Below are 7,086 nucleotides of genomic sequence, written 5' to 3'. Positions count from 1 at the left end.
AGAAGCCCTCATGAATGCTCTGATGAATGATCACTGCCTTCACCACGTCCTGATATGACAGCGTGTATTCGTTGTTTGCCATGGGTCCCTCCTTGCTCGTACGCAGTCTGTGCGTACGTGTGCAGATATGGCATTTTGCGCGGAGCTAGGGGCCTAGTTTTACGCGCCGTCTTGTACAGCGCAAGTGAAAAGACGTGCGCCCCGACGCGTCGCTTTGCATTGACGAATGGAGGGCGCAGCCGGGGTGAGGGCATCTCGGGGCACGCGGCAGTCGGGACAGCCGGCGCCGCGCGGAATGACCTTCAGGTGAACTGCTTATTATGTTGAAAATGATTAGTGGAAAATGAGGTACAGGATAACCAGCACGATCAACGGGACGCCAAGAAGCCAGCCGAGAAGGTAAGGCATGATGTGATCTCCTTTCGCATTGAAGTTTGCATACGAAGGTGTCTCAGCATCCGGCGTGCCTAACGATATTCGTGTGCTACCGCAGACCTACGGGAGAAGCCCAAACTCCCGCTAGTCACGGCAAATTTTCCCTCAGCACAATACTGAACTGCACGGGTTTAACGTCGCTCATCGCATCGCGCTTCTCGCGCACGTTGCGGAAAATCCGCAAGCAATTCCCCACCATGGCCTGCGGTGTTTGTGTGATCAATGCATCCATCGTTCCGTCGATCAGCAGAGCCCGCGTATCAGGCGTCAACCCGTGTCCGACAAACAATATCTTCTGATCGGAACGCGCTTCCACAATCGCGCGCGCGACGCCGTCCGAGCCACCACCACTGTTGTAAATTCCCGCGAGATCGGGATGCTGTTCCAATAGCTTGCGCGTCTGCGCATAGTTGCGCTCGCTATCGTCATGTCCCTCGCGAAGGCCGATTACCTTGACAGAAGGAAACGTCGATTCGATCAGATGAAGAAAGCCGATCTCACGTTCCTCATGTCCGCGATAGTTGAGGCTGCCTGCCAGCATCGCGATCTTTCCGCTCGGCCGTGGCCCCATGAAGCGCCCCAATAGCAACGCTGCGGTGCGCCCCGCTGCGCGATTGTCGATGCCCACATAAGCCAGCCGTCGCGCATTCGACAAATCGGAAATCAGCGTAATCGCCGGCACGCCCTGATCGGCCAGCGTATTCACCGCATCGCGCACGACGGGATGCTCGAGCGCCATGAACACCACGCCGTCAGCACGTTGCCCGTAATGCAGTAGACGGTCGGCGAGTTCTTTCGGGTTGAAACTCTCGACGTAGTGAACGCGGCATTTCATGTCCAACGCGTTCCACTGTTCGTGCGCGAAGTCGATGTAGTCGCCGAGCATGTGCAAATAACGATTGGTGCCGGCCGGCAGAAGAAAGGCAATGCGCATCGGTCTTGAAGCCGACGCGACAGGCGCTTCCGGCGTCAACAGATAGCCGAGTTGCGCGGCTGCTTGAAGCACACGTTGCGCGGTGACGGCGCGCACGCCTTCCCGGCCATTGAGTACGCGATCCACCGTGGCGGTCGAAACACCGGCGGCGCGCGCAATGTCGGGAATGCGCGCACGTGCCGCGGCGGTGAGGAGAAGCGGTTCGGACATAACGGTCCTTCGCAGAGTGGAAGTCCATCAAAAACCATCAAGTTCGCGGTTTGACAGCCATTGCCGCGCACGCCTAGTCTTGCAGCTATCACATGGCAACTGATACGCAGTGACCGGAAATCAAGGCGATGTCAGCAGGTGATGAGGTTTTTTGATGGAATCGACAGTCACATCAATTATAAGCAAGGAGACACCCAAATGACCAACCTCGCGAGACGCACGTTGCTGCGTGCCGCTGCCGCCGTGCCGGTCGCCAGCGCGCTGGGCTTTCCGGCGATCGTGCGCGCGGCGTCCGGCCCGGAGTTCGTGTTCAAGTACGGCAACAATCTGCCGCTCACGCATCCGTTGAACGTGCGCTCGCAGGAAGCGGCCAATCAGATCAAAGAGGCGTCGAAGGGGCGCATGGAGATCCGGATATTCCCTAACAACCAGCTCGGCGGCGATACCGACATGCTCGCGCAAGTGCGCAGCGGTGGCATCGAGATGTTCACGCCGTCGGCGCTGGTGGTCTCGACGCTCGCGCCATCGGTGGCAATTAATGCGGTCGGCTTTGCCTTCAGCGACTACAACCAGGTGTGGAGCGCGATGGACGGCAAGCTCGGCGCCTACGTGCGTGCGGCGATGCAGAAGGCCGGGCTCGAGTCGTTTGAAAAGATGTGGGACAACGGCTTTCGTCAGACGACGACCAGCAATGGCCCGATCACGAGCGCGCAGAACATGCGCGGTCTGAAGATCCGCGTACCGGTGAGCCCGCTCAGCATCGACATGTTCAAAGGCCTCGGCGCCGCACCGACCAGCTTGCAGTTCAGCGAAGTCTATTCGTCGCTGCAAACGCATATCGTCGATGCACAGGAAAACCCGCTGCCGATCGTGCAGGTCGCGAAGCTTTACGAAGTGCAGAAGTTCTGTTCGTTGACCAACCACATGTGGGACGGCTACTGGTTCGTGTTGAACCCTCGCGCGTGGCAACGCTTGCCGAAAGACTTGCAGGGCATTGCAAGCGATGCGTTCAATCAAAGCGCGTTGAAACAACGTGAAGACGTTCGCAAGCTTAACGACGCTGCCGTCGCGGATCTGCAAAGCAAAGGTCTGGCGATTAACCGTCCGGCGCCGGACACGTTCCGCGCAGCGCTGCGTCAAGCGGGCTTTTACGCCGAATGGAAGGGCAAGTTCGGTACGCAGGCGTGGGATCTGCTCGAACAATCGGTCGGCAAGCTGGCTTAGGCGTGGGTCGTGAGTTGCGAGTTGCGAGCCGTGAACCCGGCCTGAGCCGCGAGCCCTGACCGTGCAGCACGCTGGTGAGCAAGAGACGAAACGCGGCGAGCGGCCGCAAGGAGGCATCCGCATGTCGAATCACGCATTGAATCCCACCGAGGCGGCTGTCGCGTTGCACGCGGCGAGCCTGCCGCGCCGCTGGCTGAAAACCTTCGATCGCGGCCTGATTGCGCTCGTCGAAGTCTGCGCGGCGGCGCTGCTGGCGGTGGAGATCGTCGTGATGCTGGCGGGCGTGATCTGGCGTTATGCACTGCATCAGCCGCTGGTGTGGTCGGACGAACTCGCCGGGATTTTGTTCTTGTGGCTCGCCATGCTCGGCGCCGTGCTCGCGTTGCGGCGTGGCGAACATATGCGAATGACGGCTTTCGTCAGCCGTCTTTCGCCGGAACGGCGCGCATTCGTGGATACGCTGGCGATTGCCGCGTCGATTGCGTTACTCGCGTTGTTGATCGGACCCGCATACGACTATGCGTCCGGCGAGACAGCGATCGTTACGCCCGCGCTGGAGATCAGCAATGCATGGCGCGCGCTCGCGTTGCCGATCGGCGCCGCACTCATGTTGATCGTCGGCTTGATTCGTCTCGCGCAGGTGAGCCGCGTGCGCGACGTGCTGATCGTGCTAGTGATTGCCGCACTATTAGGCGTGGTGGCTGTGTTCGCTGGTCCGTGGTTCCAGACGCTCGGCAAGGCCAACCTGGTGATCTTCTTCGTCGGCGTGGTGGCGATCGGCATTTTTTCGGGCGTGCCCATCGGATTTTCTTTTGCGCTTGCCACGTTTGGCTATCTCGGTCTCTCGACGTTCACGCCGCTCGAGGTGGTGGTCGGCCGCATGGATGAGGGGATGTCTCATCTGGTGTTGCTGGCTGTGCCGCTGTTCGTGTTTCTCGGCTTGCTGATTGAAATGACCGGCATGGCGCGCGCGATGATCGAGTTTCTTGCGAGTCTCGTCGGTCACCTGCACGGTGGTTTGTCGTTCGTGTTGATCGGTGCGATGTATCTGGTGTCGGGCATCTCCGGTTCGAAAGTCGCGGACATGGCGGCGATTGCACCGGTGCTGTTCCCGGAAATGAAAAAACGCGGCGCTTCTGAAGGCGATCTGGTTGCGCTGCTTGCCACCACCGGCGCGCAAAGCGAAACCATTCCACCGAGCATCGTGCTGATTACGATTGGCTCAGTGACGGGGCTGTCGATCTCCGCGCTCTTCACCGCAGGAATGTTGCCGGGCGCCGTGCTCGCGTTGATTCTCTGCGTGGTGGTGTGGTGGCGCTACCGCAAGGAGGACCTGAGCGGCGCGCAGCGTTTCAGCAAGCGGCAGATCGGGCGCCTGTTCATCGTGTCGCTGCCCGCGTTGGCCTTGCCGTTCGTGATCAGAATGGCGGTCGTCGAGGGCGTGGCGACGGCGACTGAAGTGTCGACCATTGGCATCGCATATTCGATGGTGATCGGGCTGCTCGTCTACCGGCGGTTCGAATGGAAGCGCCTTGGCCGCATGCTGGTGGATGCGGCGACCTTGTCGGGCGCGATCCTGTTCATTATCGGATGCGCGACGGCCATGGCGTGGGCGCTGACGCAATCCGGCTTCTCGCAGGACCTCGCGCAATTGATGGGCTCGATGCCCGGCGGCGCGTATGGCTTTCTCGCGGTGTCGATTGTCGTGTTCGTGATGCTTGGCAGTGTGCTCGAAGGGATTCCCGCCATTGTGCTGTTTGGGCCACTGCTGTTTCCGATCGCACGACTCGCGGGCGTCAATGAAGTGCACTACGCAATCGTCGTGATTCTTTCGATGGGCGTGGGCCTGTTCTCGCCGCCATTCGGCGTCGGCTACTACTCGGCGTGCGCGATCAGCAAGGTCAATCCCGACGCGGGCATTCGTCCGATCGTCGGCTATATGGGTGCTTTGATCGTCGGTCTGATTCTGGTTGCGGCGATTCCCTGGATTTCTATCGGTTTTCTCTAAGGTCTCTTTTAAGTCTCTATACAGGTTCGACATTCGGGCGCTGCGTTCCCGCTGCGCCGGGGCGTCGCTCGTCTTTCAAAAACTGGCAGCATCGGGAGAGTTTTATGAGTCGTTTCTTTGGCGAGATCCGTCAGGCCGGGTATGTAGTGCGTGATATCGAGGCCGCAATGGACTACTGGAGCCGTGTGCTCGGCGTGGGTCCATGGTTCTACAACGAACGCGTACCAATCGAGAATTACACGTATCGCGGGCAATCGTACGAGGTGCATAACTCGGTGGCGTTAGCGAACTCGGGCTCGTTGCAGGTCGAACTGATCCAGACACGTAACGATGCGCCGTCCATGTATCGCGACTTTCTTGCTGCGGGCCATACCGGTTTGCAGCACAACGCGTATTGGACCACTTCATTCGATGCAGACCTCGCGCGTTTGCAGGAGCAAGGCTTCAAAGTTGCGATGAGCGGCGAAGTAGGACGCAATGGGCGCTTCGTTTACTTCGACACTGAAAATCATCCAGGTACGGTGATCGAATTGTCGGAAATCGCTGGTCCGAAAGGCAAACTGTTCGACATGATCTATGCAGCCTCGCGTGATTGGGACGGCCGTGATCCAGTGCGCCGGTTTCCCGATCTGAGCGCGCTATGAACGCAACGTTGCCACGGCAGAGCGTCAACGACGATTGCCTCGAAGCCGACTATCTGATCGAGACGCCGCTCGATCCTGCACGTGTTGCCGACGTGATGGCAGGCGAGCAGTCGAGCGGCACCTTTGTGCGGGTCGCCAATGAGTCCGACGCGCTGCGGGCGCGCAGCCGCGCGAGCGTGGTGCGGATCGAAGAACTCGAGTCCGCCGCCCAGCCCAGTTTGCCGAGTGCATGGCTCGCGCGTCAGGGCACGCCGGGACCGTGGCGGCGCGCACGTGTCACGCTATCGTTTCCGCTGGCCAACATCGGCGCGAATCTGCCGACGCTTGCCGCGACCGTCGCCGGCAATCTGTATGACCTCGGCGAAGTGACTGGCATGCGGCTGTTGTCGTTGCGCTTACCGGCGTCATATCGTGCGCGCTTTGAATTGCCGCGTCATGGCGTAGCGGGTACGCGGGCGCTGACGCAAATCGCGGACAGGCCAATGATTGGCACCATCATCAAGCCGAACGTCGGCCTGAGTGCTGAAGAAACAGCCGCACTGGTGCGTGAGTTATGCGAAGCAGGCGTCGATTTCATCAAGGACGATGAGGTGTGCGCGAATCCCGCGCATGCCCCACTCGCCGAACGCGTGCGCGCGGTGATGAAGCAAGTGCGTAACAACCGCGAGCGCAGCGGCCGCCCGGTGATGGTTGCGTTCAATATCACCGATGACCTCGACGCCATGCGCCGTCACGCCGAACTGGTCGAGCAGGAAGGCGGCAGTTGCGTGATGGCGAGCATCAACTGGTGCGGTTTTTCCGCGATCCAGACACTGCGCCGCGCAACGCCGCTCGTGTTGCATGCACATCGCAACGGCTACGGCATGATGTCGCGCGATCCGGCGCTTGGCATGTCGTTTCAGGCATATCAGACGCTCTGGCGGTTGACCGGTGTTGACCATATGCACGTGCACGGCCTTGCCGGTAAATTCGCGCAGAGCGATACCGAGGTGATCGAATCCGCGCGTGATTGCGCCACACCGCTCGCGCCGGATTGCGACGATATCGTGCTGCCTGCGTTTTCGTCAGGACAATGGGCGGGCACCGTGCAGGCGACGTTCGACGCCGCGCGTTCCACCGATTTACTGTTCATGTCAGGCGGCGGCATTCTCGCGCATCCCGACGGTCCGGCGGCAGGCGTCATGAGTGTTCGACAGGCATGGGAAGCGGTGCAGGCGCGCACGCCGTTGGATATTTACGCCGAACACATGCCGGAACTGCGGCGTGCGTTGGAATTTTTCGGTGGCCGTACGTGAGCGATATACCGGAGGCGGGCGGCATGAGTGACATCAGCGGCGAGGGACCTGCCTATGGCTTCTACGGCGACGACTTTACGGGCGCCACCGACACGCTCGCTCATCTCGCCCGCGCCGGCTTGCGCACCATGCTGTTCTTCTCCCCGCCGGATACCCCACGGCTTTCGACGCTGGGCCGGCTTGACGCAATCGGCATCGCAGGCGCCGCGCGGACTATGACCCCGCACGAGCAGCAACCGGAGCTTGCGCGCGCGGGGGCCGCGTTCGCCGCGCTTGGCGTGCGTGTGATGCACTACAAAGTTTGCTCGACTTTCGATAGCGCGCCGCACACCGGCA

The 7,086-nt window shown here is 60.5% G+C and carries 6 protein-coding genes; 5 read left to right on the top strand and 1 reads right to left on the bottom strand.

The window, feature by feature from the left end:
* Positions 1 to 523 precede the first annotated feature (523 nt).
* Complete coding sequence (locus VFE81_RS25300; RefSeq protein ID WP_325047204.1) at positions 524 to 1,579, bottom strand: LacI family DNA-binding transcriptional regulator; 1,056 nt, start codon at positions 1,577 to 1,579, stop codon at positions 524 to 526.
* A gap of 198 nt (positions 1,580 to 1,777) precedes the next feature.
* On the opposite strand from VFE81_RS25300, the gene VFE81_RS25295 reads away from it, so the two are divergent.
* The 5 genes from VFE81_RS25295 to VFE81_RS25275 form a co-directional block, all read left to right on the top strand.
* Entirely contained in the window at positions 1,778 to 2,803 is a 1,026-nt protein-coding gene (locus tag VFE81_RS25295; protein ID WP_325047203.1) for a TRAP transporter substrate-binding protein, read from the top strand.
* A 121-nt stretch (positions 2,804 to 2,924) separates the two neighbouring features.
* Positions 2,925 to 4,811: a TRAP transporter large permease subunit gene (locus VFE81_RS25290; protein ID WP_325047202.1), complete on the top strand. Its 1,887-nt coding sequence runs from the start codon at positions 2,925 to 2,927 to the stop codon at positions 4,809 to 4,811.
* A gap of 104 nt (positions 4,812 to 4,915) precedes the next feature.
* Complete coding sequence (locus VFE81_RS25285; RefSeq protein WP_325047201.1) at positions 4,916 to 5,455, top strand: VOC family protein; 540 nt, start codon at positions 4,916 to 4,918, stop codon at positions 5,453 to 5,455.
* Positions 5,452 to 6,750 carry a ribulose-bisphosphate carboxylase large subunit family protein gene (locus VFE81_RS25280; protein ID WP_325047200.1) on the top strand — a complete coding sequence of 433 codons (1,299 nt, stop codon included), beginning with the start codon at positions 5,452 to 5,454 and terminating at the stop codon, positions 6,748 to 6,750. The genes VFE81_RS25285 and VFE81_RS25280 overlap by 4 nt, the downstream gene beginning before the upstream one ends.
* A 23-nt stretch (positions 6,751 to 6,773) precedes the next feature.
* On the top strand, positions 6,774 to 7,086 hold a 313-nt coding region (locus VFE81_RS25275; RefSeq protein ID WP_325047199.1), incomplete at its 3' end, for a four-carbon acid sugar kinase family protein.

The sequence above is a fragment of the Paraburkholderia sp. genome (genome assembly GCF_035656215.1).
In the GTDB taxonomy this organism is placed as follows: domain Bacteria; phylum Pseudomonadota; class Gammaproteobacteria; order Burkholderiales; family Burkholderiaceae; genus Paraburkholderia.
This window is presented reverse-complemented; position numbering and strand designations above follow the sequence as displayed.

Coding starts and splice junctions, on each gene's coding strand:
- VFE81_RS25285 (WP_325047201.1), top strand. CDS start 4,916: ATGAGTCGTTTCTTTGGCGAGATCCGTCAGGCCGGGTATGTAGTGCGT.
- VFE81_RS25280 (WP_325047200.1), top strand. CDS start 5,452: ATGAACGCAACGTTGCCACGGCAGAGCGTCAACGACGATTGCCTCGAA.
- VFE81_RS25300 (WP_325047204.1), bottom strand. CDS start 1,579: ATGTCCGAACCGCTTCTCCTCACCGCCGCGGCACGTGCGCGCATTCCC.
- VFE81_RS25295 (WP_325047203.1), top strand. CDS start 1,778: ATGACCAACCTCGCGAGACGCACGTTGCTGCGTGCCGCTGCCGCCGTG.
- VFE81_RS25290 (WP_325047202.1), top strand. CDS start 2,925: ATGTCGAATCACGCATTGAATCCCACCGAGGCGGCTGTCGCGTTGCAC.